General features: G+C 40.0%; 24 protein-coding genes and 1 pseudogene. 16 read left to right on the forward strand and 9 right to left on the reverse strand.

What is annotated here, in order from left to right:
• Positions 1-95 precede the first annotated feature (95 nt).
• Together sabA and HPB14_RS00150 are read right to left on the reverse strand one after the other, a co-directional pair.
• The gene (gene sabA / locus HPB14_RS00145; RefSeq protein WP_000726320.1) at positions 96-2171 is read right to left on the reverse strand and encodes a Hop family adhesin SabA/HopD; all 2076 of its coding nucleotides are present in this window, start codon (positions 2169-2171) and stop codon (positions 96-98) included.
• Between the two features lie 556 nt (positions 2172-2727).
• Entirely contained in the window at positions 2728-4008 is a 1281-nt protein-coding gene (locus HPB14_RS00150) for a citrate synthase (protein WP_000117360.1), read from the reverse strand.
• A gap of 201 nt (positions 4009-4209) precedes the next feature.
• On the opposite strand from HPB14_RS00150, the gene icd reads away from it, so the two are divergent.
• Positions 4210-5487: an isocitrate dehydrogenase (NADP(+)) gene (gene icd, locus HPB14_RS00155; RefSeq protein WP_000323973.1), complete on the forward strand. Its 1278-nt coding sequence runs from the start codon at positions 4210-4212 to the stop codon at positions 5485-5487.
• A 66-nt stretch (positions 5488-5553) separates the two neighbouring features.
• Complete coding sequence (locus HPB14_RS00160; protein ID WP_014658395.1) at positions 5554-6081, forward strand: DUF1523 family protein; 528 nt, start codon at positions 5554-5556, stop codon at positions 6079-6081.
• On the opposite strand, the gene bioD is transcribed toward HPB14_RS00160, so the two are convergent.
• Complete coding sequence (gene bioD, locus HPB14_RS00165) at positions 6058-6714, reverse strand: dethiobiotin synthase (RefSeq protein WP_000897515.1); 657 nt, start codon at positions 6712-6714, stop codon at positions 6058-6060. The two genes, HPB14_RS00160 and bioD, sit on opposite strands and share 24 nt — an antisense overlap.
• Positions 6715-6717: 3 nt before the next feature.
• Positions 6718-8484 carry a hypothetical protein gene (locus tag HPB14_RS00170; RefSeq protein ID WP_000926180.1) on the reverse strand — a complete coding sequence of 589 codons (1767 nt, stop codon included), beginning with the start codon at positions 8482-8484 and terminating at the stop codon, positions 6718-6720.
• Between the two features lie 109 nt (positions 8485-8593).
• Between HPB14_RS00170 and HPB14_RS00175 the strand changes: the two genes are divergently transcribed.
• From HPB14_RS00175 to HPB14_RS00240, 14 genes are all read left to right on the forward strand, one after another.
• The gene (locus HPB14_RS00175) at positions 8594-9007 is read left to right on the forward strand and encodes a universal stress protein (RefSeq protein WP_001022998.1); all 414 of its coding nucleotides are present in this window, start codon (positions 8594-8596) and stop codon (positions 9005-9007) included.
• Between the two features lie 30 nt (positions 9008-9037).
• Complete coding sequence (locus HPB14_RS00180; protein WP_000784923.1) at positions 9038-9313, forward strand: ATP-dependent Clp protease adaptor ClpS; 276 nt, start codon at positions 9038-9040, stop codon at positions 9311-9313.
• The gene (locus tag HPB14_RS00185) at positions 9313-11538 is read left to right on the forward strand and encodes an AAA family ATPase (RefSeq protein WP_001051468.1); all 2226 of its coding nucleotides are present in this window, start codon (positions 9313-9315) and stop codon (positions 11536-11538) included. The genes HPB14_RS00180 and HPB14_RS00185 overlap by 1 nt, the downstream gene beginning before the upstream one ends.
• Positions 11528-11881: an aspartate 1-decarboxylase gene (gene panD / locus HPB14_RS00190; RefSeq protein ID WP_000142235.1), complete on the forward strand. Its 354-nt coding sequence runs from the start codon at positions 11528-11530 to the stop codon at positions 11879-11881. The genes HPB14_RS00185 and panD overlap by 11 nt, the downstream gene beginning before the upstream one ends.
• 2 nt (positions 11882-11883) lie before the next feature.
• Entirely contained in the window at positions 11884-12186 is a 303-nt protein-coding gene (locus HPB14_RS00195) for a YbaB/EbfC family nucleoid-associated protein (RefSeq protein WP_000347928.1), read from the forward strand.
• Positions 12186-13181, forward strand: a complete 996-nt coding sequence (locus HPB14_RS00200; RefSeq protein ID WP_000468427.1) for a PDZ domain-containing protein — start codon at positions 12186-12188, stop codon at positions 13179-13181. The genes HPB14_RS00195 and HPB14_RS00200 overlap by 1 nt, the downstream gene beginning before the upstream one ends.
• A 7-nt stretch (positions 13182-13188) precedes the next feature.
• On the forward strand, positions 13189-14244 hold the full coding sequence (locus HPB14_RS00205; RefSeq protein ID WP_000786655.1) for a P-type conjugative transfer protein TrbL: 1056 nt from the start codon (positions 13189-13191) through the stop codon (positions 14242-14244).
• A gap of 15 nt (positions 14245-14259) precedes the next feature.
• Complete coding sequence (locus HPB14_RS00210; protein ID WP_001217873.1) at positions 14260-14373, forward strand: hypothetical protein; 114 nt, start codon at positions 14260-14262, stop codon at positions 14371-14373.
• On the forward strand, positions 14370-15113 hold the full coding sequence (locus HPB14_RS00215; protein WP_001208391.1) for a VirB8 family type IV secretion system protein: 744 nt from the start codon (positions 14370-14372) through the stop codon (positions 15111-15113). Before HPB14_RS00210 ends, HPB14_RS00215 begins: the two co-directional genes overlap by 4 nt.
• Positions 15113-16132 (forward strand): TrbG/VirB9 family P-type conjugative transfer protein, encoded by a 1020-nt coding sequence (locus tag HPB14_RS00220; protein WP_014658396.1) that lies wholly within the window; start codon positions 15113-15115, stop codon positions 16130-16132. The genes HPB14_RS00215 and HPB14_RS00220 overlap by 1 nt, the downstream gene beginning before the upstream one ends.
• Complete coding sequence (locus tag HPB14_RS00225) at positions 16125-17261, forward strand: DNA type IV secretion system protein ComB10 (RefSeq protein ID WP_001045836.1); 1137 nt, start codon at positions 16125-16127, stop codon at positions 17259-17261. Before HPB14_RS00220 ends, HPB14_RS00225 begins: the two co-directional genes overlap by 8 nt.
• A gap of 69 nt (positions 17262-17330) precedes the next feature.
• Entirely contained in the window at positions 17331-18743 is a 1413-nt protein-coding gene (locus HPB14_RS00230) for a mannose-1-phosphate guanylyltransferase/mannose-6-phosphate isomerase (RefSeq protein WP_000694865.1), read from the forward strand.
• A 41-nt stretch (positions 18744-18784) separates the two neighbouring features.
• A complete protein-coding gene (gene gmd / locus HPB14_RS00235; RefSeq protein WP_000659798.1) occupies positions 18785-19930 on the forward strand; it encodes a GDP-mannose 4,6-dehydratase in 1146 nt (381 codons plus the stop codon).
• On the forward strand, positions 19923-20855 hold the full coding sequence (locus HPB14_RS00240; RefSeq protein ID WP_001002510.1) for a GDP-L-fucose synthase family protein: 933 nt from the start codon (positions 19923-19925) through the stop codon (positions 20853-20855). The genes gmd and HPB14_RS00240 overlap by 8 nt, the downstream gene beginning before the upstream one ends.
• A gap of 27 nt (positions 20856-20882) precedes the next feature.
• Here HPB14_RS00240 and HPB14_RS08640 read toward each other — a convergent pair.
• The 5 genes and pseudogenes from HPB14_RS08640 to HPB14_RS00260 all read right to left on the reverse strand — a co-directional run.
• Positions 20883-21091, reverse strand: a pseudogene (locus tag HPB14_RS08640) (anthranilate synthase component I); the annotation flags it as partial.
• Between the two features lie 142 nt (positions 21092-21233).
• A complete protein-coding gene (locus tag HPB14_RS08160; protein ID WP_000466443.1) occupies positions 21234-21518 on the reverse strand; it encodes a hypothetical protein in 285 nt (94 codons plus the stop codon).
• Between the two features lie 182 nt (positions 21519-21700).
• Positions 21701-22699, reverse strand: coding sequence for a hydrogenase expression/formation protein HypE (gene hypE / locus HPB14_RS00250; RefSeq protein ID WP_000378807.1), 999 nt, complete (start codon positions 22697-22699; stop codon positions 21701-21703).
• A gap of 11 nt (positions 22700-22710) precedes the next feature.
• Positions 22711-24963: a carbamoyltransferase HypF gene (gene hypF, locus HPB14_RS00255; protein WP_014658397.1), complete on the reverse strand. Its 2253-nt coding sequence runs from the start codon at positions 24961-24963 to the stop codon at positions 22711-22713.
• On the reverse strand, positions 24960-25952 hold the full coding sequence (locus HPB14_RS00260) for an agmatine deiminase family protein (RefSeq protein ID WP_000827272.1): 993 nt from the start codon (positions 25950-25952) through the stop codon (positions 24960-24962). The genes hypF and HPB14_RS00260 overlap by 4 nt, the downstream gene beginning before the upstream one ends.
• Positions 25953-25976: the final 24 nt, after the last annotated feature.

Genomic DNA, 25976 nt, shown 5'->3' on the forward strand with positions numbered 1-25976 from the left:
AGATTAAAAAGCGAGTGGGAAGTCAGCGAAAAAAGATTAAACCCCCTAAAAAGAGGGTTCAAAAAAGAAATCCCTTAAAAAGGGGGTTTAATGCTTTAGTAAGCGAACACATAGTTGAGATACACGCTATAAAGCCTTCTGTATTGCAAGGTAGTGCCTAGCAAAGAATAGTAATTCGTGTTGATCGTGGGGATCTTCACGCCTAATTCCATGCCATGTTGCGCGCTATGATCAGCGCCTATTCTCTTATTTCTGGCGAGATTGGTCCTTAAGCCCAAATTGAATAAGAATTGGAAGTTAGAGGTGTTGATTTTAGCTTTATAGTAATTGTTCACATTCGCTAAATTCACATATTGAGAATTAAGCCATGAAGTCCCGGCTAGTTGGATACCGCCAAACGCGCCAAAAGAAATCTTATTGTGTTTAGTGGCTTTATCGTTGATGAAATTCACTAACAAATCGCTCCCCACGCCATAAGTCCAAACATCAGAATCGGAGTTGAAAAATTGGGATTTATTATAAGTGTGGTTATAATCCACAAAGCCGTAGTATCTCGCGCCCCATCGTTTGTTTTTCCCAAAGAATTGCTTATAACCCACTTGAAAGCCGATCCCATTCATCGCGCCGTTATTGGTGGTAGAAGCGGCGATCAGCCCGGCACGCCTGAAAGGGTTGCTACCGAGTTCTTGACTCCTGGATTGCACTTGAGAGTGGATGTTGGAGTCAATATAGTAGTTATCCTGTATGCCTTGCGGGCTGTTAGGGTTAGTCTTTTTGCTCACCACATTTTGTAAAGATTGCGCATCAGGCAAGCTAGAAATGGCCGCTGTGATGCTGTCATAGTGTTCGCCTAGCTTTTTATACTGACCGCTGAAGTTCGCTAAAGTGTAGGCGAGGTTTCGCGCGTTGTGGATTTGCTCCGCTTGGTCGTCAAAATGAGCGATGCTGTCTTTTAGACTCGTTACGGTCTCTCCCACATACGCGCAGCCGGCTCCCCAAGTGTTAGAAGTTACCGTGCCAGATGGCGTGCCACGGAGATTGCCATCGCTACCCTTTTCATGGCACACCCCTAAAGAGTCTTTTACGAACGCTGCAGGGATTCTTTCAAAGTCCTTCACCACTGCTTGGGCGCGGTTTAAAATCTCCGCTTGCGCTTTGGCGTTAGCGAACATGCTTTGGGCGAAGTTGGCGTCTTTATAGGGGTTGAATGTCTTCCCGGTGTCTAGGTTGTGCTGGTTTTGCGCGTTTGCAGCAACGATTTTGGATTGCTCTACGGCTATTGCAGCGTTTTTGATCATGTCTTGAATCGCGCTGATTTCATTTTTAAAAATCCCGCACGCGCTCCCATCGCCTTTCAAATATATTCCTTCCCATAAACTACCACTGCTTGCACCACCTGCACCACCATTATTGATCCATGGGCATGCGCTATTAAGGGTGGTTATAATGGTGCTAGCCTGTTCTAAAAGAACTTGAGCGTTATTTTTTGTAACAATTTCTTCTCCATTATTATTGTTATTATTGTCCCCATTTTTTTTGTTGATTGTAAATTTAAGTTCTGTGTTGGTGTCGCTTAAGGCAGGAATATCTTGCCCGCTTGCTCCAAAAGCCTTTTGGATGATTTGATAAGCTTTATTGATTTTCGCGTAATTTTCAGTGGATAAAATGCTGTATGGTCCTGGTTCATAACCAGTAGTGCCACAAGTAATGGTAGTGTCTCCCCATTGATTTGATGGCGTATTGTGGAAAGTTTGAACGCCCCCATTTTTGCTGCTGTCTTTGCCAGGGCCACAAGGACTGATCGCATAGCTCATCACTTGCCACAACCCCGCTGCCGCATTTAGCGCTAAAAGCACCGCTTGATACGCCGGGGAATTCTTTTTATCATTGATCAAATTCTTCGCGCTAGCGTTCAAATTGCCCCTTGCGTTATTGATGGTGCTGGGGTCGGCGGACTGCCTGATGAGAGTGTTTAAAACGCTGTAACTCGTTAAAAGATTGTTCAGTCTTTCATAGCTGTCTGAGAGATCTTGAATGCCTTTGGTGTTTTTCACCATTTGAGCGGATTCACCGATTTGATAGCCCGCACTCACAAAAAAGCCGTTGTCTTCAGCACTTAAAGCGGAAACTAAAAGCGAACCTAAGGTTAATGACAGAAATTTTTTCTTCATGTTTTCTCCTTTACTTTATTAAAATAAGATTGAAATTGTTAGTAAATCTTGCGAAAGTGTGTCTTTAAGTGAAACCATACCGCAAGCTTTCGTTAATATAGTATAAATTAATGCGATTTTGATATTAATGAGGCGTTTTTGCCCTTTCAAAAAAAAAAAAAGGTTTTTGTAGCGTTTCTAAACAAATATTAAACCAATAAAGGTTATTTTAAAAGAAATGAGGTTGTTTAATAGGGGTAGTGATAAAAAAGGGGTTTTTAACTTTGATTGTTTTTGGCTTGTTGCAAGAATGATTTCTTAAATTGTAAAAAGGATTTCCTTAAATTGTAAGAATGATTTCTTAAATTTTCTTAAGAGGCGTGTTTTGCCAATCGTTTCCCCCAAAAACTCAAGGGTTTGCTTTAAAAAGTGGGGTTATTTTTGAGTTTTGGGGCGTTTTCATTGGGTTATAAAAAGGATCGCTTGCTCGGTGTGAGATCCTCACTCTTTTAAAAAGGCTTTGAGCGTTCCTTAAAACTATCACCAACGCTTTATTAAAACAAAGCCTAGCTTAAGATTAATCCCCTACATAGACTTGTCTTGGGCGCGTGATCCTAGCTTGCGGGCTTTTGACATGCTCTAATAATTGAGCGCACCAGCCCACGGTTCTGCCAATGACAAATACCGGCGTGAAGAAACGCACCGGGATTTTTAAAGCCCTTAAAATGGTGCCGGAGTAAAAATCCACATTAGGGTAGAGATTCCTTTCAATGAAATACTCATCTTTTAGGGCGATTTCTTCCACTTTCGCAGCGATTTCGCTCAAGCGTTCGTCCATTTTAACGCCTTTTTGGTGCAGTTCATCTTTCAAGCCTTTTAAGATTTTAGCGCGCGGATCGTAGCTTTTATACACCCTATGCCCAAAGCCCATGAGTTTGAAATTGTCGTTTTTGTCTTTCACTCGTGCGATGTATTTATCCACATTTTTCACATCGCCGATTTCTTCTAATTGGATAAGCACTTTTTCATTCGCTCCGCCATGCAAATGCCCCCATAAAGCGCTAATGCCAGCGCTTATAGCTGCATAAGGATGCACGCCGGTGCTAGCGACATTCCTTACCGTGGTAGAAGAGGCGTTTTGCCCATGATCGGCGTGTAGGGTTAAGATTTTATCAAAGGCTTCCACTTCTAGGGGCGTGATCTCCATTTCGCCTTGAGTGGTGTGTTTTAAGCGGCTATAAGGATACCCTCTCAGCATGAAAAGGATATTTTCCACATAAGAGCGTGCAATGTCCGGATAAATGATGGGTGCTCCCACTTCATTACGATAGCAAATAGCCGCAAGCGTGGGGATTTTAGCGACAATCCTTCTGGCCATAGTCTGGTAATCTTCTTCAGTGTGCATGTTTTGGTGCGTGGAATAAAGGGTGGATAAGATAGACACCCCGCTAGAGAGTTTCGCCATAGGGTGGGCGTTGCTAGGGAAAGCTGAAAACATGTTGAGTAAGCTCTCATGCACAAAGCTTCTGTGGCGCAATTCCAATTCAAATTCCAAGCTTTCATCTTGATTTTTGGGTAATTCCCCTGTGAGTAATAGCCTGCACACATCTACATATTTGTACTTGGCGACTAAATCTTCTATTCTATGCCCTCTGTAATACAATTCGCCTTTTTTGCCGTTGATATAGCTGATTTTAGATTGGCACCCAGCGGTAGAAGAATACCCTGGATCGTAGGAAAAAAACCCGGTCGTTTCAAAGAGCTTGGAAAAATCCACCGCTTTAGGCCCACGGGTGCATTCAATCATCTCAAATTCATAGCGTTCATTATTTTCATTATTGATTAAAGTAACAGACATTGTGATTTCCTTAAGTTTTGATAATATTCAACTCCTAATTATAAGCCAAAAAATTAAATGATTTCTTTTAAAAACATTTCGTTTTATTTCAAGCTATTTCCAACCGCTACTTTTAAACACGCATTCAAAAAAAGATTTTTAAGGGTTATATAGTATTTTTGCGCTAGTATAGTTACTCAAACTTTAGAAAAAGGATAAACAATGGCTTACAACCCTAAAATTCTACAAAAGCCTAAAGAGGGCGAAGAAATTACGATTAAAGACAACAAATTGCATGTGCCAAACCACCCCATTATCCCTTTCATTGAGGGCGATGGCATTGGATCAGATATTACCCCAGCGATGATTAAAGTCGTGGATAGTGCGGTTCAAAAAGCGTATAAAGGCGAGAAAAAAATCGCATGGTATGAGGTGTTTGTGGGCGAAAAATGCTATCAAAAATTTAAAGATCACAAGGAATTAAGCCCAGAAGAGCAATGGCTCTTACCGGACACTATTGAAGCGATTAACCATTATAAAGTCTCTATTAAAGGGCCTTTGACCACGCCTATTGGTGAGGGGTTTAGATCGTTGAATGTAGCGTTACGCCAAAAAATGGATCTGTATGTGTGCTTGAGACCGGTTCGGTGGTATGGGAGTCCGAGTCCGGTTAAAGAACCACAAAAAGTGGATATGGTGATTTTTAGAGAAAATTCTGAAGACATTTATGCGGGCATTGAATGGCAAGAAGGCAGTGCGGAAGCGAAAAAACTCATTCATTTTTTACAAAATGAACTAAAGGTTAAAAAAATCCGCTTCCCTGAAAGCAGCGGCGTAGGGATAAAACCCATCAGTAAAGAAGGCACAGAGAGGTTGGTGAGAAAAGCGATTGAATACGCTATTGATAACGACAAGCCAAGCGTAACTTTTGTGCATAAGGGCAATATCATGAAATACACTGAGGGAGCGTTCATGAAATGGGGCTATGCACTCGCTCAAAAAGAATTTAACGCTCAAGTCATTGATAAAGGCCCATGGTGTTCTTTGAAAAACCCTAAAACCGGTAAAGAAATCATCATTAAAGACATGATCGCTGACGCGTTTTTGCAACAAATCTTATTGCGTCCTAGCGAATACAGCGTCATTGCGACCATGAATTTGAACGGGGATTATATCTCTGATGCGTTAGCGGCGATGGTGGGGGGCATTGGTATCGCTCCTGGGGCTAATCTCAATGACACAGTGGGCATGTTTGAAGCCACTCATGGCACCGCTCCTAAATACGCTGGGCTGGATAAAGTCAATCCGGGGTCTATTATTTTGAGTGCGGAAATGATGTTAAGGCATATGGGCTGGGTGGAAGCGGCTGATTTGATCGTCTCTGCTATGGAAAAAGCGATTAAAAGCAAGAAAGTAACTTACGATTTCGCTCGTTTGATGGATGGGGCTAAAGAAGTGAAATGCTCTGAATTCGCTAGCGTGATGATTGAAAACATGTGAAAGAGCGTTTTTTAAGCTCTGGTGTTTGAATGCGAAAAAAGGCTAATACTATCATAAGGAATGAAATTGATAAAATTTGTGCGTAATGTGGTTTTGTTCATTTTAACGGCGATCTTTTTAGTGCTCGTGCTTTTAGTGAGCTATTGCATGCCCCATTATAGCGCGGCTGTCATTAGCGGGGTGGAAGTCAAAAGAATGAATGAAAATGAAAACACGCCCAATAATAAGGAAGTAAAAACCCTTGCTAGAGATGTCTATTTTGTGCAAACTTACGACCCTAAGGATCAAAAAAGCGTAACCGTTTATCGTAACGAAGACACGCGCTTTGGCTTCCCTTTTTATTTTAAGTTTAATTCGGCTGATATTTCAGCCCTCGCTCAAAGTTTAGTCAACCAGCAAGTGGAAGTGCAATACTATGGCTGGCGGATCAATTTGTTTAACATGTTCCCTAATGTGATTTTTTTAAAGCCCTTAAAAGAGAGCACTGACATTTCAAAACCCGTTTTTAGCTGGATTTTATACGCCTTGCTACTAGTGGGCTTTTTTATCAGCGTGCGTTCTGTCTGCGCTTTATTTAAGAGCAAAGCTCATTAAATCTTTTAGGCTTTGTTGGAAAATCACAATGGGGTTATTGGAGCGTGTATTAAAAAGCTCAATATAGGGCAAACTGATGCTGTGAAAAGCGGTGTTATTTTCCCTCAAATTGATAGCGATTTTATAGTCTAGTTGGTGGGATTTCAATAAAAAGTCATTCAGCAAACAATCATTAATCAAGCCCAAATTATCATGGCTAATCAAAAGCATTTTGGCTTTTAATTTCAGGGCCAAATCCAGCATGTTTTCTTCTAAAGTGATAGGCACGCATAGCCCCCCAGCCCCTTCAACGATGACTAAATCGTAAGTTTTGGTGAAATTATGAAGGTGTTGGGTTAAATTGTCCGTGTCAATGGGGGCGTTTGGATCTTCTTCTTGTTGGGCTATGAGAGGGGCTGAAGCTTTATGATAACGATAGAATGAAACGTCTTTTAAGGTTAAAGAGCGATCCAAAAGGCGGTTATCCTGTAAGAATAGGTGCGCATCGCTAAAGTGGTTGGTTGTATCATTGACGCCTGTTTCAATGGGCTTTAATAGAATCGTTTTAACGCCACAAGCGTTGCAATATTGGGCTAATAGCCTAGCGCATGTGGTTTTTCCGGCATTCGTGTTAGTCGCGCTGATAAAGAGCATGGTTTAACTTTTAAACTGATAAGCGCCATCAAAGATTTGAGCGGTCAATACATTTTTGATTTGTGGTAACTTCACATTTTTAAGTGCTTCTCGTGGGACTTCAATGACTAGTCTCTCAAACGCTTGGTCGCTCATAGGGTTATCAATATCAAAAACGAAACTTAAGATATTGTGGAGTGAGTTATAGGTAACCTTGTCAATCAACGCATAATTTAGTCTAACTCCCTCTGCTTGCTCAATAGCGGTAACGATGCTTTTAGATAGTCTAGGGCTGATGTTACCAAGTTGTGTCGCTAAATCTGAGATAAAGCAATACCCTGCATCGGTGTCTATGGTGTTAGCAAGCACTTCAGCAATCAATGTCCTACTCACTTTTTTGCCTTGTCTTAAAGCTTTAACAAGGTTATTGACTTGAATGTTTCGTCTCATACCTTGTTTGAAATCATCGCTTACCGCACATTTTCGTGCTTCTATGCGTTTAATCGCATTTTCCTGTCTTTCTATCATTGCGTCTAAAAAGAACTCTTTAGGGTGTCCATACCCACGAGACATTTTCTGTAATGCCTTAATATTGCTTCTAATGTCCTCGCCAATAGTCTCTATACCCAATTTAGAGTAATCAAAAGGCATACAAGTCGCTTTTAATTCTGTCTTAACGACTTTATTGAGAGCGAGTTTATTAAGACCGATACCCTCTTTATACCTAGAGAGAAAAGTATAAACGCTGTCATTTATGCGTGTGAGAGCTTGTGGTAAGTCGCTAGGAACTGAAAATTTAATCCCTGTGAATTTAGCCCATACCTTACCAAAACTATTAGGGCTAGAGCTTATCAAGTCTATCCTATAAGTCTTATTCTTATTAGCCATCAATTGTCCGCCATAGCAAATCGCTGCTTGTCTGAATTGTTTGCCCCATATCAATAAGTGGTTTTTCAAATCAAATGTGCTACTAGGTTCGTTTTGGAATACGAAAAAGCTAACCTCTTTGTCTGGTAAAATATTGTCTTTAGGGTTGTCTTTCCAATACCCTAACACTTCAATGTAGCCAATGAAATCTCTGTCAATATTCAATATGTCTTTTAGCTGTTGTGTCCTTGTCATATTTTCTTTTCTAGTGTAGCGATACCTCTCAACAAATTTATCACTAGACATAAAGTCTCTCATTGTGGCATCTCTTTTAAAAAATTTATCCACATAACCCCTACCCAATGTGTTATAGAGTTTCGCATAAATGTCCTCAATCATATCTTTGTATTCCTTAAATTTTGTGGTCTCTTTACCATTTTCAGGTTGTGGGTGAAAAAAATCTACAACTTTAATAGGGTTGAATGGGTCTATATCCACCGATTTGCTTAACCAATATTTGGCTACTATGTCCGCATTTTTAGGGTCAAATCCGCTTTTATACGCATTGATTAACGCTTTTTGTTCTTTTTCAGTAAAGTCTTTATAAAAAGCGTCTTTAAAAGGTCTAAACGCCGAGATAGTCCCAAAAGGTAGTCCGCTTTTGATTTTATTGACAATGCTATTGAGATTAGCGCTCTCAATCGTGGAAGCTTTAATAGTCTCTTGTTGGTTTTTAAGTCGTGAAACTTCCCTGCCATAAGCGTCTAAAGTTTCGCTTAAAGATAAGTTGTCTTTCACTCTCACTTTAGGTTTATTTTGTCTAGCTAATTTCCTGTCCGCTAACGCTTTATCAATAGATGCTGTCAAAGAAGTGTTTCTTTGTGGCTCATCAACAAATTCTAAAAAGTCGTAATTCAATAGCATTTTGTGTCCTTTTCTTTAAGCGAGATTGTAGCGCTTTATCTTTGAGCCTTCAGCGGGTCATTAGGGTTTATTTGGTATAATATCAAAACTTCATTTAAGGTTGGTTCTTATGAATATTTTATTTGGGATTAGCGACACGCAAGAATGTTATAACGCTATTAAATTCGCTGTCAAATTAGCCCATTCGCTTAAAGAGGCCCGCTTCACCTTGTTGCATGTGAGCATGGAAGTGTTTATTTATAGCGAAAGCGGGATGATGGATTACGGCCAGACAGAAGCCTTGGAAGAAGAAAAAGCTAAGGCTTTGTTAAAGCAATTTGAAGACGCTTTCAAAAAAGAAAATATAGAGTGCGAGAGCGTTCTAAAAAGCGGTGATTTGATTGATGTGGTTTTAGAAATGGCTAAGGATTATGATTTGTTATTGATTGGGGCGAGCGAGTCTAATTTGTTGTATCGTTTGTTCATTTCGCACCAAAATAGCTTGGTTGAACAATCCAGTATCCCTGTTGTGATCGCCAAGTAGCCAAGTAGCCAAGTAGCATGGATAAGCGGCATGAAAATGTATAACATACCCACCCCCACCATGGCGCAAGTGATCATGGTTGATGACCCCATTACGACAACGGAATTTGTCATCTCTGCTTTGAGGGATTTTTTTGACAAGTCTTTAGAAGAGGCCAAAGTTCTCACATCAAGCATCCATCGTGATGGCTGTGGGGTTTGTGGCGTCTATCCTTATGATATTGCCAGGCATAGGGCAGCATGGGTTAGGGATAAGGCCAGAGAGCTAGATCTCCCTTTAAAATTATTGGTAGAAGAGATAAAATAATGGCTAAATTCAATCAAGATCTCAATGAAGTTCTAAACCAAGCTTTAAATTTAGCCTTGGATCTTAACCACGCCCTTTGCACCACAGAGCATGTGCTACTAGTCATTTTAGAACATGAGAGCGGGGCAAAGATTATTGGCGCTTTAGAAAGAGATGACTATGATAAATTAAAACAAATCCTTAAAGACTATTTGTTGCAATACATGCCTTTAAAGAGCGATCCAGCCAAAATGCCTGCTAGGAGTTTTGTGCTATTAAGAATGCTTAAAAGAATGTATGCGAGTTGTTTTGAGAGCGTGGGCGTGGAAGAATTGCTTATTTTAATGCTGGATTACCCCGATTGTTACGCTTCAAAACTCATGGATAGTTTTGGCATCGCTCGTTTGTATTCTAATCCTGCTTTATTGGATTTGGATAATCATGGTATTCCTAATGACATTAATGATAATGAAGAAGCGCCCAAAAACACTCCCCTAAAAAAATACGCTAAAAATTTGAGTGCTTTAGCCCAAGACAACGCTTTAGATCCAGTCATTGGCAGAGAAGAAGAGATTTTAAGAGTGATAGAAATTTTAGGGCGCAGAAAAAAGAATAATCCGCTTTTAATTGGCGAAGCGGGCGTAGGGAAAACCTCCATCGCTGAAGCTTTGGCTTTAAAGATCGCTCAAAAAGAAGTGCCGGAGTTTTTGCAAGAATATGAAGTCTATTCTTTGGATTTGGCTTTAATGGTGGCTGGGGCAAAATACAGAGGGGATTTTGAAAAACGCTTGAAAAAAACGCTCAAAGAGATCCAACAAAACGGCCGCATCATTTTATTCATTGATGAAATCCACACCCTTTTAGGCGCAGGGAGCAGTAACGCTGGGAGCTTGGATGCGGCGAATATATTAAAACCGGTTTTAACGGATGGGGGTTTGAAATGTTTAGGAGCGACCACTTTTGAAGAATACCGCAGCGTGTTTGAAAAAGACAAGGCTTTTAATAGGCGCTTTTCAGTCATAAAAGTTGAAGAGCCTTCTAAAGAAGCGTGTTACTTGATTTTGAAAAAGATCGCTCCCCTTTATGAAGAACACCACCAGGTGCGTTATGATGAGAGCGTGTTTAAGGCATGCGTGGATTTAACGAGTGATTACATGCATGATAAATTCTTGCCGGATAAAGCGATTGAATTATTAGATGAGGTGGGATCGAGGAAAAAAATCAGTCCTAAAAAGGGCAAAAAAATCGGCGTTGATGACGTGCAAGAAACGCTCGCTCTCAAGCTTAAAATCCCTAAAATGCGTTTGAGCAGCGATAAAAAAGCCCTTTTAAGGAACTTGGAAAAATCGCTTAAAAATAAGATTTTTGCCCAAGCAGAAGCAATCAGTCTTGTCAGCAACGCGATTAAAATCCAGCATTGCGGGCTTTCTGCAAAAAATAAGCCTGTGGGGAGTTTTTTATTCGTGGGGCCTAGTGGGGTGGGGAAAACGGAGTTGGCTAAAGAATTGGCCTTGAATTTGAATTTGCATTTTGAACGCTTTGACATGAGCGAATACAAAGAAGCCCATAGCGTGGCAAAGCTCATCGGTAGTCCTAGCGGTTATGTGGGGTTTGAGCAAGGGGGGTTGTTGGTGAATGCGATTAAAAAACACCCGCATTGTTTGCTGCTTTTAGATGAGATAGAAAAGGCCCATTCTAATGTGTATGATTTGTTGTTGCAAGTGATGGATAACGCCACTTTGAGCGATAATTTAGGCAATCAGGCGAGTTTTAAGCATGTGATTTTGATTATGACTTCAAATGTGGGGAGTAAGGATAAGGATACGCTAGGGTTTTTTAGCGCTAAAAACACCAAGTATGATAAAGCCGTTAAAGAGCTTTTGACCCCTGAATTGCGATCCAGGATCGATGCGATTGTGCCGTTTAATGCGCTCAGTTTGGAGGATTTTGAACGCATTGTTTCTGTGGAATTAGACAAATTAAAAGCCCTAGCACTAGAGCAAGACATAGCCTTAAAATTCCATAAAGAAGTTGTGAAATTCATCGCGCAAAAAAGCTACCAAACGACTTTAGGAGCGAGAGAAATTAAAAAAATCATTCACCATGAAATCAAAACTAAATTAAGCGATATACTGCTCTTGCAATCGCTTAAAAAACCTTGTAAGATCGCTTGCTTGCTAGAAAAAAACCAATTGGTTTTAAAAGAAATCAAGCGTGCGCAAAAGGTGAAAGAAAATGACTTTTGAAATGCTTTATAGTAAAATCCATAGGGCTACTATCACAGACGCTAATCTCAATTATATAGGCTCGATCACCATAGATGAGGATTTAGCCAAGCTGGCTAAGCTCAGAGAGGGCATGAAAGTGGAAATCGTGGATGTCAATAACGGCGAACGCTTCAGCACCTATGTGATTTTAGGGAAAAAAAAGGGCGAAATTTGCGTCAATGGTGCAGCAGCTAGAAAGGTGGCCATAGGCGATGTGGTGATCATTTTAGCTTATGCGAGCATGAATGAAGATGAAATCAATGCGCACAAGCCATGCATCGTGCTAGTGGATGAAAAGAATGAAATTTTAGAAAAGGGTTAGAGATGGATTTTAGTCAATTGGGCGGGTTAAGCGGGTTGTTAGACGGCATGAAAAAAGAGTTTTCCCAACTAGAAGAAAAAAATAAAGACACGATCCACACTTCCAAAAGCGGTGGGGGAATGGTGAGCGTGAGTTTTAATGGGGTGGGGGAGTTGGTGGATTTGCAGATTGATGACAGCCTGTTAGAAGATAAAGAAGCGATGCAAATCTATTTGATGAGCGCTTTGAATGACGGGTATAAAGCCGTAGAAGAAAACCGAAAGAATTTAGCCTTTAACATGCTGGGGAATTTCGCTAAATTGTGATGTTTCACAAAGCCTTTATTGTTCTATGGTTTTTTTTGAATGGCTTAGGGGCTTATGATTTCAAGCATTGTCAGGCGTTTTTTAAAAAAGCGAGCCTTCAAAAAGGGGGCGTGGCTTTAAAAGAATTGCCTAAGGGCGTGTATTTGTATTATTCCAAAACCTACCCCAAACACGCCAGAGTCATCAAGGCTGATCCTTTTGTAGGGTTGTATTTGTTGCAAAGTGCGCCAAGCGAGTATTTTTATACCTTAAGGGATTTAGACAAAGACGCCCTGATAAGGCCAATGGCTAGTATAGGGGAGAATCAAGCCCTAGAAGCGCGGTTGCTTTTCAAGCAAAAAGGCTATGATCGCTACGCTCAAATTTCGCAAAAGACTCAAAAAAATGGCGTTATCAGCAATATTTGCTATCAAATGTTAGGGCTAGGGGTAGGGGGGAATGGCTTTATAGAAACGAAATTTATCAAGCGCTTTTTAAACCAAAAAGAGCCTTATTATGGGGATATTGGGGTGCGTTTAGAAGAACATCATAAGCGTTTAGTGGTAGTGCAATTTGATCCCTTTTTCCCTAAAAACCCTTTTTTAAAAAACGATGAAATCCTAGCGATCAATAATCAAAAGATCCACTCATTAGCGGAGTTTGAATGGGTGGTGAGCAATCTTAAATACCAAAGCCTTGCCAAAGTGAGAATCAAACGAAACCGCCAAATCAAAGAAGTAACGCTCAAAGTCAATAAGCGTTATGGGGGGTTTTTACTCAAAGACACTTTTTTAGAGCGCTACGGCATCGCTTTAGATGAGCGTTTCATTATCACTAAAATAGGCAATCATTTGCCCAAAGGCTTGGATTTTTTAAAGCTTGGGGATAGGATTTTATGGGTGAATCATAAAAGCGTTTCGTTCAACCCAAAGGCTTTAAGAGAAGTGTTAAGCGCGCCTAAAATTGAATTATTAGTCTTGCGTAAAGGCTTTGAATTTTACATTAAAGTCCGTTGAAACATTGATGAAAAATGACGCTTATGAAATCATTCTTTCTTGGTTTATCACGCCTCTCACGGCGATTTTAGGGCGTTTCGCTGAATTTTTTCTCTACACCTTGCATGCGCAATTGGTGTTTAATAGCGTGGTCGCTTTGGCGTTCATGCTCTTTGCTTACAGGAGCTTGAAAGAACAGAATTTCTTCAGCGCTAGCGCGCTTTTAGAGGCGTTATGGTTTGTGGGGTTTTTTGCACTGTTTAATTACGCTTTGAAAAACCCTTCGCGCTTTTATGAATTGTTTCAAAACGCTATTTTTATTGCGCCTAACATGATCACACAAAGCCTTTCTCAAAGCTTGAGTAACTTTTCTAACCACGCGCTTTCTTTAGATTTTATCTTTAATCATGGTTTTTATGCCCTTAGCTTTATCAGCGATTTGAGCCATAATGAAATGTCTGTGTGGCTTTTTTTGAGCATTTTGCAAGCGCTTTTTTTGAGCGTTCTGTTTGCGATCATCATTTTAGTGTATTTAGAAGTGCATGTGTGGTGCTCTTTAGGGGCGCTGTTTTTAGCGTTTGGGTTTTTTAAAACATGGAGGAGCATTGTGGTTATATGCCTAAAAAAATGCTTCGCTCTTGGGTTTTACAAGCCTTTTTTGTTGTTGGTGGGGTTTTTGAATGTTTCAGTTACTAAGGCTTTGATAGACGCTCATATGCAAGAAAAACAAGACTTAAGCCTTTTATTGGTGGTAGCGTTATTTTTGTGTTGCGTTTTTATCATAGGCGTGCCTTTTTTCATCAACGCTTTGTTTAGGGTGCAAAACAGCCTTAAAGAAACTTACAAACTCGCTACCAATTTGAGCGCTAACCTCAGCCAAAACGCTCTTACTTCCTTACAATATATCACGACCTCGCCCGCTCCCTCTAGCGTTTCTACTTCTACAAGCGGTAGCGTTTCTAAAGAAAAAGAAACGCATTCCCCCACATTTAAGGTAGAAACCACTCAATTAGATGTAAAAATCCCAAATTTCAAGCAAAAAAAGGTTAAAAAGGATACAATAAATACAAAAAATGAAATTTAAATAAATAGGAATTTAATGAGAATTTTTTTTGTTATTATGGGACTTGTGTTTTTTGGTTGCACCAGTAAGGTGCATGAGATGAAAAAAAGCCCTTGCACCTTGTATGAAAACAGGTTAAATCTCGCATGAGAGAAAAGCCTTTCAATAGCGAGCAGTTGATCTATTTAGAAGAGCTTTTAAGCCACCAAGAAAAGCATTTAGAAAACAAGCTTTCTGGTTTTTCGGTGAATGATTTGGACATGCAAAGCGTATTTAGATTAGAGAGAAACCGCTTGAAAATCGCTTATAAGCTCTTAGGCTTGATGAGTTTTATCGCTCTTATTTTAGCGATCGTGTTAATCAGTCTTCTACCCTTACAAAAAACCGAACACCATTTCGTGGATTTTTTAAACCAGGACAAGCATTACGCCATTATCCAAAGAGCGGATAAAAGCATTTCTAGTAATGAAGCGTTGGCTCGTTCGCTCATTGGGGCGTATGTGTTAAACCGAGAGAGCATTAACCGCATTGACGATAAATCGCGCTATGAATTGGTGCGCTTGCAAAGCAGTTCTAAAGTGTGGCAACGCTTTGAAGATTTGATTAAAACGCAAAACAGCATTTATGCGCAAAGCCATTTAGAAAGAGAAGTCCATATCGTCAATATTGCGATCTATCAGCAAGACAATAACCCCATTGCGAGCGTTTCCATTGCGGCTAAACTAACGAATGAAAACAAGCTCGTGTATGAAAAGCGTTATAAGATCGTATTGAGTTATCTGTTTGACACCCCGGATTTTGATTACGCTTCCATGCCTAAAAACCCTACCGGCTTTAAAATCACTCGCTACAGCATCACTGAAATCGCACCGACTAACAGGAATGATTGATGCGTAAGGTTTTATACGCTCTCATGGGCTTTTTGTTGGCTTTTAGCGCTTTAAAAGCCGATGATTTTTTAGAAGAAGCGAACGAAACGGCCCCGGCGAATTTAAACCACCCCATGCAGGATTTAAACGCCATTCAAGGGAGCTTTTTTGATAAAAACCGCTCAAAAATGTCCAACACTTTGAACATTGATTACTTTCAAGGGCAAACCTATAAAATCCGCTTGCGTTATGCGATGGCGACCTTATTGTTTTTTTCAAAACCCATTAGCGATTTTGTTTTAGGGGATAAGGTGGGCTTTGACGCGAAAATCTTAGAGAGCAACGATCGTATTTTACTCATCAAACCCCTACAAATTGGCGTGGATTCTAATATCAGCGTGATTGATAATGAGGGTAAGATTTTTTCTTTCTATGTGTTTTCTACCACTTTTACCAGCTCCAAACACCCTAATTTGCAGGTTTTCATAGAGGATAAAAACTATTATTCTAACGCTTTTATCAAGCCCCAAAAAGAAAATAAAGAAAATAAAGAAAATAAAGAAAATAAAGAAAATAAAGAAAATAAAGAAAATACTCTTGAAAACGCTCCCACAAACAACAAACCCTTAAAAGAAAAAAAAGAAGAAACCAAAGAAAAAGAAGAAGAGACTATAACTATTGGCGATAACACCAATGCGATGAAAATCGTTAAAAAAGACATTCAAAAAGGCTATAAGGCTTTAAAAAGCTCTCAAAGGAAATGGTATTGTTTAGGAATTTGTTCTAAAAAATCCAAACTCTCTTTGATGCCTAAAGAAATCTTTAACGACAAGCAATTCACTTATTTCAAATTTGACAAAAGATTAGCGCTCTCTAAATTCCCGGTGATTTATAAAGTCGTTGATGGCTATGATAACCCGGTGAATACAAGGATTGTGGGCGATTACATTATCGCTGAAGACGTTTCTACTAAATGGACTTTAAGGCTAGGTAAGGACTATTTGTGCATCCGTTTTGTCAAAAGGGGTAAAGATGAATAAGTGGCTTAAGGGGGCGATTGTTTTTATAGGGGGTTTTGCAACGATTACAACCATTTCTTTAGTCTATCATCAAAAGCCAAAAGCCCCCTTAAATAATCAGCCTAGCCTTTTGAATGACGATGAGGTGAAATACCCCTTACAAGACTACACCTTCACTCAAAACCCACAGCCAACTAACACAGAAAGCTCCAAAGACGCTACTATTAAAGCCTTACAAGAACAGCTCAAAGCCGCTTTAAAAGCCCTAAACTCCAAAGAAATGAATTATTCTAAAGAAGAAACTTTTAAGAGCCCTCCCATGGATTCAAAAACAAATACAACCCCCCCTAAAAAAGATTTTTCTTTAAAGCAATTAGATTTATTAGCCGCTCGCATCACCCCTTTCAAACAAAGCCCTAAAAATTACGAAGAAAACCTGATTTTCCCCATGGATAACCCTAATGGCATTGATGGTTTCACTAACCTTAAAGAAAAAGACATTGCTACCAATGAAAACAAGCTTTTACGCACCATTACAGCCGATAAAATGATACCCGCTTTTTTGATCACGCCCATTTCTAGCCAGATCGCTGGTAAAGTGATTGCGCAAGTGGAGAGCGATATTTTTGCGAGCATGGGCAAGGCCGTCTTAATCCCCAAAGGCTCTAAAGTCATAGGTTATTACAGCAACAATAACAAAATGGGCGAATACCGCTTGGATATTGTATGGAGCCGCATCATCACTCCCCATGGCATCAATATCATGCTCACTAACGCTAAAGGGGCGGACATTAAAGGCTATAACGGCTTAGTGGGGGAATTGATTGAAAGGAATTTCCAACGCTATGGCGTGCCGTTACTGCTTTCTACGCTCACTAACGGCTTGTTGATTGGGATCACTTCAGCTTTAAACAACAGAGGCAATAAAGAAGAGATAACTAATTTCTTTGGGGATTATCTTTTATTGCAATTGATGAGACAAAGCGGCATGGGGATCAATCAAGTGGTCAATCAAATTTTAAGAGACAAGAGCAAGATCGCCCCCATTGTGGTGATTAGAGAGGGGAGTAGGGTATTCATTTCGCCTAATACTGACATCTTCTTCCCTATACCCAGAGAGAATGAAGTCATCGCGGAGTTTTTGAAGTGACTCAAAAATGCCCAATTAAAAACGCTATAATAACCCTAAAAAACAAAAGAGAGCCTAACAAGAGAACCCATGAAAATTAAAAATATCTTACTGAGTGGGGGGAGCGGCAAACGCTTATGGCCTTTAAGCCGTAGCCTATACCCTAAGCAATTTTTAAAGCTTTTTAACCATAAAAGCTTGTTTGAATTGAGTTTTAAAAGAAACGCTTCCTTAGTAGATGAAACGCTCATTGTGTGCAATGAAAAGCATTATTTTTTAGCCCTAGAAGAAATAGAGAATGAAATCAAAAACAAAAGCGTGGGTTTTTTATTAGAGAGCTTGAGTAAAAACACTGCTAACGCCATTAGTTTGAGCGCTTTAATGAGCGATAAAGAAGATTTACTCATCGTTACGCCAAGCGATCATTTGATTAAAGACCTTCAAGCGTATGAAAATGCGATAAAAAAAGCGATTAATTTAGCCCAAAAAGGCTTTTTAGTCACTTTTGGGGTGAGTATTGAAAAGCCCAATACGGAGTTTGGGTATATTGAAAGCCCTAACGCTCTAGATGTCAAGCGCTTCATTGAAAAGCCAAGTTTAGAAAAAGCGATAGAGTTTCAAAAAAGCGGGGGTTTTTATTTCAATAGCGGCATGTTTGTTTTCCAAGCGGGCGTTTTTTTAGACGAACTGAAAAAGCATGCCCCTACTATTTTAAAGGGGTGTGAAAGAGCGTTTGAATCGTTAGAAAACACGCATTTTTTTGAACAAAAGATCGCTCGTTTGAGCGAAAAGAGCATGCAAGATTTAGAAGACGTGAGCGTGGATATAGCTTTAATGCAGCAAAGCCACAAAATCAAAATGGTAGGATTAAACGCCAAGTGGAGCGATTTAGGGAATTTTAACGCTCTTTTTGAAGAAGCGGCTAACGAGCCTAAAGAAAATGTCAGCCTGAATCAAACGCCTGTTTTTGCCAAAGAGAGCGCAAATAATTTAGTGTTTTCTCATAAAGTGAGCGCTCTTTTAGGGGTTGAGGATTTAGCGGTCATTGACACTAAAGACGCTCTTTTAGTTGCTCATAAAGATAAGGCTAAAGATTTAAAGGCTTTAGTGAGCGAGATAGAAATGCATAACCAAGAATTGTTGCAAACGCACACTAAAGTGTATCGCCCTTGGGGGAGCTATGAAGTCTTGCATGAGAGCGGTTGTTACAAGGTTAAGATTTTAGAAGTCAAACCAAACGCAAGGCTTTCTTTACAAAAGCATTTCCACAGGAGCGAACACTGGGTGGTGATTAGCGGGATGGCGAGCGTGGAATTGGATCATAAAATGTTTGAATTGCAAGCTAATGAGTCCACTTATATCCCTAAAAACACCCTACACCGCCTGGCTAATTACGGCAAAATCCCTTTAATCATCATAGAGGTCCAAGTGGGCGAGTATGTCGGCGAAGACGATATTGTAAGGGTTGATGACGATTTTAACAGGCAGAATCAAAACGCCTAATAAAGAAAGTTTAATAAATAAAATTCAATAAAGGAAAAATAATGAAGGAAAAAATCGCTTTAATCACTGGGGTTACCGGGCAAGATGGGAGTTATCTGGCTGAATACTTGCTGAATTTGGGTTATGAAGTGCATGGGTTAAAAAGGCGCTCTTCTAGCATCAACACTTCTAGGATCGATCATCTGTATGAAGATTTGCATAGCGATCATAAAAGGCGTTTTTTCTTGCACTATGGGGATATGACCGATAGCTCTAACCTCATCCATTTAATCGCTACCAATAAGCCTACAGAGATTTATAATTTAGCCGCTCAAAGCCATGTGAAAGTTTCTTTTGAAACCCCAGAATACACCGCTAACGCTGATGGTATTGGCACGCTAAGGATTTTAGAGGCCATGCGGATTTTAGGCTTAGAAAATAAAACACGATTCTATCAAGCTAGCACGAGCGAATTGTATGGCGAAGTTTTAGAAACCCCGCAAAATGAAAACACCCCCTTTAACCCACGAAGCCCCTATGCGGTCGCTAAAATGTATGCCTTTTACATCACCAAAAATTACAGAGAGGCCTATAACTTGTTTGCGGTTAATGGTATCCTTTTTAACCATGAAAGCAAAGTAAGGGGCGAAACTTTTGTAACCCGCAAAATCACACGAGCCGCTAGCGCGATAGCGTATAACTTAACGGATTGCTTGTATTTAGGGAATTTAGACGCTAAAAGAGATTGGGGGCATGCCAAAGATTACGTGAAAATGATGCATTTAATGCTCCAAGCGCCCATCCCCCAAGATTATGTGATCGCCACAGGGAAGACCACGAGCGTGCGCGATTTTGTGAAAATGAGCTTTGAATTTATCGGTATCAATTTAGAATTTCAAAATACAGGGATTAAAGAAATCGGTTTGATTAAAAGCATTGATGAAAAAAGAGCGAACGCTTTACAATTAAACTTAAGCCATTTAAAAACAGGCCAAATCGTGGTGCGCATAGATGAACGCTATTTCAGGCCTACTGAAGTGGATTTGCTCTTAGGCGATCCCACTAAGGCAGAAAAAGAGCTAGGCTGGGTTAGGGAATACGATTTAAAAGAGTTGGTTAAGGACATGTTAGAATACGATTTAAAAGAATGCCAGAAAAACCTTTACTTGCAAGATGGGGGCTATATTTTAAGGAATTTTTATGAATGAGATTATTTTAATCACCGGTGCCTATGGCATGGTGGGGCAGAACACGGCGTTGTATTTTAAAAAAAACAAGCCTGATGTTACTTTACTCACCCCTAAAAAGAGCGAATTGTATTTATTGGATAAAGACAGCGTTCAAGCCTATTTGAAAGAATACAAACCTACAGGCATTATCCATTGCGCCGGGAGAGTGGGGGGCATTGTGGCGAACATGAACGATCTTTCAACTTACATGGTTGAGAATTTACTCATGGGCTTGTATCTTTTTTCTAGCGCTCTAGATTTGGGCGTGAAAAAAGCCATTAATCTGGCGAGCTCTTGTGCTTATCCTAAATACGCCCCTAACCCCTTAAAAGAGAGCGATTTGTTGAACGGCTCTTTAGAACCAACGAACGAAGGCTACGCTTTAGCCAAACTCTCTGTGATGAAGTATTGCGAATATGTGAGCGCTGAAAAGGGCGTTTTTTATAAAACTCTAGTGCCTTGCAACCTTTATGGCGAGTTTGACAAGTTTGAAGAAAAGATAGCGCACATGATACCAGGGCTTATTGCTAGGATGCACACCGCTAAATTAAAAAATGAAAAAGAGTTTGCGATGTGGGGCGATGGCACGGCCAGAAGAGAGTATCTAAACGCTAAAGATTTAGCCAGATTCATCGCTCTCGCTTATGAGAATATCGCTCAAATGCCTAGCGTGATGAATGTCGGCTCTGGAGTGGATTACAGCATTGAAGAGTATTATGAAATGGTCGCTCAGGTTTTAGACTATAAGGGCGTGTTTGTAAAAGACTTATCCAAACCAGTGGGCATGCAACAAAAACTTATGGATATTTCCAAACAAAAGGCTTTGAAATGGGAATTGGAAATCCCTTTAGAGCAGGGCATCAAAGAAGCTTATGAGTATTATTTGAAACTTTTAGAGGTTTGAAATAAAATCAAGGCTCTTATAGAGCTATAAAAACGCTCCGCTATTAAGCGTTGGGCTAGCGATTTTACGATATTGCGATCACAAATTCGCTTCAAAAAGCTTGAGCCATTAATGGGGGTTTGGTTGCTTCGCTCTTAATCTCAAACGCTTTCAAAAAGCGAGGTGTGTTGCTCTGATGTTTCATAAAGAGCTAGGGGGTAGGGAATGTAAGGGGCTTTTTCTATGAGATTAACCACCGCTTCTTTAAATCAAAGCTTGTATTTTACAGCCAGTAGCTATGATTGGCATGAGATTTATATGAGCGGATAATTCCCTCTATTAAATTGAATGTTCTGGATTTTTATACTGTCTGTTTTAGAGATGATTATCAGTTGGTTTTTACTTTCCAAAATCCCAAGTCCCTTTATCGGTCTTTATACTAACTTCTTTGATATGCTGACAACGAAGTATATAAAATTGATAGCTATTGCCAAATTTTAGCGTTTTATTGATCTTGAAATAAGGAAATCCATCGTTATCACAATCCCCATGATTGATTTTTGCGCTCAATATAGCGATACTATCAACATTTGAAATGATGTCTATCCAATAAAGGCTGTTCCTAAAAGTTACTTCAATATCTATTGGTGGTTTTTCACTACCACTAAACCCCACAAAAAACACAGCAAACCCAAAAATGACCGCTCATATCAAGCCCGCTTTTTTTTGTAACACCCACTATTAAAACCCTCTCTTACTGTAAGTTTTATTTCAAATGGATTGAGTATAGTAGACTTAGACTTAGCTTAAGCAGACTCTAAACCATTTTTAGGGCAGGCTTAAAACGATTAAAAAATGACGGCGTGTTAACAAATCCTAGGCAATAATTCGCCTTCTGGCATCTCTAAAATCCTTTCAAAACCCCATGCGTTCTTTAAAACCACGCTAGGATAGGGGTTTTCAAACACTTTGCCGATCACGCAAGCGTTTTTGGCTTTCTCATTATTTTTTAAAATTTCTAAGGCTTTAGGGGCGTCTTTTTGATTGAGCGCTAAAACAAACACCCCCTCATTGGCTAGCGTGTAGGGTTCTAGCCCTAAAATCTCACAAATCCCTTTCGTTTCTTCTTTTAAGGGGATTTTTTCTTCTTCTATAACGATTTTCACCCTGGAGCTGTTCGCCCATTCGTTCAGCACGCTCGCTAACCCGCCCCTAGTCGCATCTCTTAAAGCATCAATTTTGAGATCGCTTAAAAATAGGGGTTTTAATAAGGGATAGAGCAGTTGGCAATCGCTTTCTAGATTGGTTTTAAGCTTGATTTCATTACGCATCGCAAACAGGCTTGCCCCATGATTGGCGATCGTGTCGCTTATGATAATGGCTTGGCCTTGTTTTAAATGGCGCGAAGAAATCCCTGGCTTGATGATTTTACCAATACAAGTTGTGTTGATAAAAAGCTTATCCACGCTCCCCTTTGGCACGACTTTAGTGTCTAGGGAGAGGAGTTTTAAGTTGGCTTTAAATAATTCTTTTTGTATGGATTGTAAAATTTGTTTTAAAAGAGGGATTTCTAAGCCTTCTTCTAAAATAAAACCCATATTCAAATACAAAGGTTCGCCCCCTTGCACGCTCACGTCATTCGCGCTCCCGCAAACGCAAAGCTTGCCTATATCGCCCCCATTAAAAATCAAGGGCGTGATGACAAAACTATCCGTGCTCACGCAATATTCCCCACTAGCTTTAAATGTGGGGGCGTCTTCATCAAACGCAACGATAAATTCTTTCAAATAGGGCATAAAGACTCGCTCAATTAAAGCGTTTGTTTCTTTCCCCCCGTTCCCGCATGCTAGAGTTACGCTATCCATTTTTATCCTTTTTATCCTTTTTTGATGATTGTAGGGTTGAAATACGCCATTAAGGCTTGACCGACAGGGATACTGCTGTCATTAGGGGGGAAATGCTTGTGGAAAAAATACTCCCTTTGAAGCTTTTTGAATCGCTTGGCTAATTGTTCGCACAACAATTGGTTGCAAAACACGCCTCCACTGCACACCACCACATGCTCTTTAAAAGGCGCGATTAAAGCGGTAATGATTTCTACTAAGCTGTTAAAAAATTTCTTAGCGATGCGTTTGGGTTCTAAAACGCCCAAATCCTTTTCAAACGCTTGATAAAATTCTTTCAAACCCACCACGCTGTTTTTGATTGTAAAAGGGTAAAAAGCGATCTCATCGCTTTGTAAGGCTAGATTTTCTAAAACTTGCCCGCTCTCGGCTTCAAAACTGATCGTTCCTGTTAAATCCAAACTAAACGCTACTATATCAAACAAACGCCCTATGGAATTGGTAGCGACGCTTTGAATTTTTTTGTCATGCATTTGTTGGAAAATTTCTAATTCGTCTTCTTTAAAATGTTTTTGAACGCGCTTTAAAAGCTTGTTGAGTTGGTTCTTTAAAGCGATTTCTAAAACCAAGCGTCTAGGCTCTTTGATCGCTTTTTGCCCCCCTAAAAGCCAAAATTCTTCAAACCTAGCCACTTCTTCAATGTATTCAAAATCCCCCACAAAACACTCCGCCCCATAAATCTTATTCTCATAAGCCCCACTCCCGTCCCAAACAATACCTATAAAGGGGTGATTTAAATGCGGATCTTGTAATAATGCGTCTAAGACACTCGCTAAAAAGTGGGCATGGTGGTGCTGGACTTGCAACAAGGGCGTATTAAATTCAAAAGCCATTTTAGTGGTGGTGTAGTTTTGATGCTTGTCGCAAGCTAAGAGCGTGGGTTTGAAATCATAGGTTTTTAAGAAAAAATTCAAAGTTTCTTTAAAATGTTTTTCATTTTCTAAAACGCTCAAATCCCCACAAAAAGGCGAGAGCAAAAGAATGGAAGTTTCACTATCCAGTAAGCTAAAATGCCCTTTTTGCTCCGCTCCAAGCGCTAGAATCTTTTTTGGCGAATAATTAGAGCGTTTAGGCAAAGTGAGGTAAAGGGGGGCAAACCCTCTAGCCAAACGCATGGGGCGAATAATATTATCCACGCGCTGCGCGATACTATCATCAATCCTGTGAATGATGGCGCGGTTGTGCGTGAGCTTAAAATCAAAAATAAAATGAAGCGAATCGATCTCTTTTTCATCGCTCGCTAAAGGGAGGGAATTGAAATTCGCGCTCGTGAATATGATAGGGGAATCCAATAAATCCAGTAATAAAGCATGCAAAGGGGTATAGGGCAAGATGACGCCATAAAAGGGGGAGTTTTTGGCGATATTGGGGGCTAATTTTATGTCAGGTTTTTTACGCGCTAAAAGAATGGGGGCGCTTATCGAACTCAAGCTTTCGCATTCTAATGCGTTCAAAAACGCATGCTGTTTGACTGAGTTTAAGTCTTTAAACATGAGTGCAAAAGGCTTTAGGGGGCGGTTTTTTAAAAGCCGTAATCTTTCTATGGTTTGAAAATTCCTCGCATCGCACAAGAGAGCAAAGCCTCCCAAACCTTTAAGAGCGATGATTTTACCCTTTTGAAGGTCTTTAGCGCATTCTAAAAGAGCGTCATCATTCTTGAATCGCTTGTAATTGAGCACGATACCGCACTTTTTGCAGCTGATGCCTTGAATGTGGAAGCGCTTATCGGTAGGGTCTTGATAAATAGAAGCGCAAAATTCACAGAGTTTGAAAGGTTTTAGGGCGGAGTTTTCTCTGTCATAGGGCAAGGCGTTTAAAAGGCTGTATCTCGCTCCGCACTTCGCGCAAGAATTGAAAGCGTAATGAAAATAGGGGGAGTTTTTATCTCTGATCTCGCGCAAGCAATCCTTGCACACGCCTAAATCTTTAGGGATTTGGCTGAGCAGATTTAAAGGGTGGTTCTTGCTTTCTAAAATCCTAAAATCATTGAAATGAAGCGCCTTATCATAAGGGCTAATAATGATTTTTTCAACCAGTGCTAAAGGGGGTAATCCTTTTTTTAGAGCGTTTAAAAAAGACTCTGTTTTATGAGCGGGTAAGACAATCTCTAAAGCCGCTTGGGCGTTACGCACAAAGCCTACAAGCCCTAATTTTTGAGCCAGGGTATAAATAAAAGGGCGCATGCCCACGCCTTGAACCACGCCAAAAAGCGTGATTTTATTCAATAAAGTTGCATCGTTACACAATGCAAGCTTCCATGCTGTTTGATTAAGGTATTGCAATCAACCCCTATCACTTCTAAGGGCGTGTGTTGTTTTAAGGTTTCTAAAATGAGCGCGTCTTTAGGGTCGTTGTAAGTGGGCACGATGAGGGCGTTATTGCACAATAAAAAATTCACATAAGTCGCCGGCAAGCGTTGTTGGTTTTCATCATAAATGGCTTTAGGGATTTCTAGGGGGATGAGTTTATAAGGCGTGCCGTCTAGTTTTTTAAAGGTTTTTAATTCTTCTTGCATTTTTTTTAAAGCTGTGTAATGCTCATCGTTTTCATCCTCGCATGCGCTATAAACAATGGTGTCTTTATCCAAAAAACGAGCGAGCGTGTCGGTATGGCTATCGGTATCATCGCCTTTTAAATAGCCATAAGAATACCACAGCACTTGTTTAGCCCCTAATTCCTTTTTAAGCATGTTTTCTATTCCATTTTGATTCAAATGGGGGTTACGATTTTTTTCTAGCAGGCATTGGGTGTTGGTTAAAATGCTCCCGGCCCCATCGCTTTCTATGCTCCCGCCCTCTAAAATATAGGGCATCGTTTTTAAAGGGTGTTTTAAAAACCCTAAATGCTTGAGCTTGAAATTCACTAAATTGTCTAAATTGGACGGGTATTTTAACCCCCAGCCATTAAAACCAAAGTCCAAGCACTCCAAAACGCCATGATTTTCAACGCTGATCGCTCCAAAATCCCTAGCCCATGTGTCGTTAGTGTCAATCCTTGCGATCTCTACACCCGGTAAGTTTTTAAGCGTCTCATAACCGATAGTATCGCTAGTATGGACGCACACTAACACTTTGGTGTGTTTGGCTATGGTTTGAATGATGTTTAAAAAACTCTCCCTAGCCTCTTCAATACAATACGCCCAGTCGCTAAACTCATGGGGGAAAGCCATTAAAATCGCTTGGATTTTTTCAAACTCCGCTAACATTCTTTTCATTAAAAATATCCTTTTAAATAACTA

The organism is Helicobacter pylori HUP-B14 (genome assembly GCF_000259235.1).
In the GTDB taxonomy this organism is placed as follows: Bacteria; Campylobacterota; Campylobacteria; order Campylobacterales; family Helicobacteraceae; genus Helicobacter; species Helicobacter pylori_CU.